This is a genomic window from Nostoc sp. NMS4 (assembly GCF_017115095.1).
GTDB lineage: Bacteria > Cyanobacteriota > Cyanobacteriia > Cyanobacteriales > Nostocaceae > Nostoc.
The window spans coordinates 1-3,162 of record NZ_JABXKI010000015.1; the positions used below are offsets into that span (position 1 = coordinate 1).

1 protein-coding gene is annotated in these 3,162 nt (G+C 45.2%); it reads left to right on the plus strand.

Annotated elements, in window-relative coordinates; translation table 11 throughout:
• The coding region (locus HWQ37_RS00225; protein ID WP_292742536.1) for an ATP-dependent Clp protease ATP-binding subunit at nucleotides 1–2,179 on the plus strand (2,179 nt) is incomplete at its 5' end.
• Nucleotides 2,180–3,162 lie beyond the last annotated feature (983 nt).

Below are 3,162 nucleotides of genomic sequence, written 5' to 3' on the forward strand. Positions count from 1 at the left end.
CCCAGAATCCCGCTATGAAGCCTTACAAAAATTTGGTAGAGATTTGACAGAACAGGCAAAAGCTGGAAAACTCGACCCGGTAATTGGCAGAGATGACGAAATTCGGCGGGTGATTCAAGTATTGTCTCGTCGTAGCAAAAATAACCCTGTCTTGATTGGTGAACCTGGGGTAGGTAAAACTGCGATCGCTGAAGCTTTGGCACAGCGAATGGTAAACGGCGACGTTCCCGAATCTCTGAAAAACCGCCAACTCATCTCCTTAGATATGGGTAGTTTGATTGCTGGGGCAAAATACCGAGGTGAATTTGAAGACCGACTAAAATCTGTTCTCCGAGAAGTTACGGAATCTAACGGGCAAATTGTTTTGTTTATTGACGAACTGCATACCGTAGTCGGCACAGGTTCCAACCAACAAGGGGCAATGGATGCGGGAAATCTGCTCAAACCGATGCTGGCGCGGGGAGAACTGCGTTGCATTGGCGCTACTACCTTAGACGAGTTCCGCAAACACATTGAAAAAGACGCAGCCCTAGAACGCCGCTTTCAGCAAGTATTTGTCGATCAGCCAAGTGTGGAAAATACTATTTCCATTCTGCGGGGGTTGAAAGAACGCTATGAAGTGCATCACAACGTCAAAATTTCGGATTCCGCTTTGGTAGCAGCAGCAACTCTGTCAGCGCGTTATATTAGCGATCGCTTCTTGCCAGATAAAGCCATTGATTTAGTGGATGAAGCCGCAGCACAGTTGAAAATGGAGATTACCTCCAAACCAGCCGAATTGGAAACCATCGATCGCCGCCTCATGCAGCTAGAAATGGAAAAGCTATCATTAGCTGGCGAAGAAAAGGGTACTCCCCAAACGAAAGAACGTTTAGAGCGAATTGAGCAAGAAATCGCCAATTTAACGGAAAAACAGCTAACATTTAACGAGCAATGGCAAGGTGAAAAGCAGATACTCGAAGCGATCAGCGCCTTAAAGAAAGAAGAAGATGCCTTGCGAGTGCAAATCGAACAGGCGGAACGTGCCTACGATCTAAATAAAGCTGCCCAACTGAAGTATGGCAAATTAGAGGGAGTCCAGCATGAGCGCGAAGCCAAAGAAGCGAGCCTTTTAGAAATTCAAAACCAAGGTTCCACGTTGCTGCGAGAACAAGTCACCGAAGCTGATATTGCCGAAATCGTCGCTAAATGGACAGGAATCCCCGTCAATCGCCTGTTGGAATCGGAACGGCAAAAATTACTGCAACTAGAAAGTCATTTGCATCAACGAGTCATTGGGCAAGAAGAGGCTGTAGAAGCAGTAGCAGCCGCAATTCGCCGCGCCCGTGCGGGGATGAAAGATCCCTCGCGTCCCATTGGTTCATTTTTGTTCATGGGCCCCACAGGTGTGGGTAAAACCGAACTCGCCCGTGCTTTAGCTCAGTTTCTCTTTGATTCTGATGATGCATTAGTGCGCTTAGATATGTCTGAGTACATGGAAAAACACTCAGTTTCCCGGTTAGTAGGTGCGCCTCCAGGATATGTAGGCTATGAAGAAGGCGGTCAACTTTCCGAGGCGGTTCGCCGCCGTCCCTATTCGGTGGTGCTGCTTGATGAAGTTGAAAAAGCGCACCCCGATGTGTTCAATATTTTATTGCAAGTGTTAGACGATGGGAGAATTACTGACTCTCAGGGAAGAACAGTAGATTTTCGCAACAGCGTTATTGTCATGACCAGTAACATTGGTAGCGAACATATCTTGGATGTAGCTGGTGATGATTCCAAATATGAAACAATGCGGAAGCGGGTAATGGAAGGCTTGCGATCGCATTTCCGCCCCGAATTTCTCAACCGCGTCGATGATATCATACTTTTCCATACCCTAAATCGCACAGAAATGCGGCAGATCATCCGCATTCAACTCAAACGGGTAGAAAATCTCCTGCGCGAGCAAAAAATCTTCTTTGAGATATCCCAATCAGCTTGCGATCACCTTGTCGAATCAGGCTATGACCCAGTTTACGGTGCCCGTCCACTCAAACGAGCAATTCAGCGAGAAGTCGAAAACCCCCTCGCCACCAAGTTATTAGAGAATACTTTTATCTCTGGAGACACGATTATCATCGACAAAAATGAAAACGGTCTATCTTTTAGCAAAAAAGTGCTGGTGAAGGTGTCAGTACCACAGATTGCTACATAGCACCTGTATCCCAAAATGCGTAGTAACTTCTACTACATGAATCCGATTTAATTTCTGAAAAAATTAGGTATTGTAGTGGCGTGGCAAGCCTAAAATGTTGCAATAAAAATTGTAGGTTGGGTGGAGGCTTTGCGTAACCCAACATCCTGATATGTGTTGGGTTGCGCTCCGCTCCACCCAACCTACGTCTAATGCACAATTTTTTTGCTTGCCATTGCCATGCCAGTAGTGGCGTGACAAGGCTAAAATGTTGCAATAAAAAAATTGATTTATGTTTATAAAATCTCAATATATCCAAGATTTGTAATGCACTATTTTAGCCTTGACACGCTAGTAGAGTGTGTTAGACGGAACGTCGTAACGCACCAAATCCTTGTTTTTAAATGCCTGAAACCTTTGAAAATAGGTAATTACGAATTACGAATTACGAATAAAGATTCCCGGCTTCTTAATTAAAGAGGTCGGGAATCTTAGAGGATGTTTGAAAAGTCCTGTTGTTAGTAGCAAAAAGTTTTAGATCCCCCTAAATCCCCCCTATGCATTGGGGGGAAGCCGGAAAATCTAGTTCCCTCCCCTTTGCAAGGGGAGGGTTAGGGTGGGGTAAAACCCTGGTTAATCAGCTATTTCAGACTTGTGTATACACCGTAGCCTTAGAAAGGGGAGGGAACTGGATTTCCGGTTTACCGGGGGGATTAAGGGGGGTAATTCGAGTTGTGTATACACCGTAGCTTTTTAAGGGGGGTAGGGGGGATCAAGAGGTGCTGAAAATCACAGCTAACGACTTTTCAAACAATCTCTAAGCCGAACATCTGATTATTTTGCACCTACAGCAGATTTCAAGTTGGTGTGGTAGACAAGGTAGGTCTGTTACCCAGGTATAAAGCGTGTTTTACTACTGTTAGCGTAGCCAATTCTGTGTTCTGTATTCTGAATTCTCCTGTAACTGATATCTTTCCTTTAACAGATGGGTACTATAAGCCTAC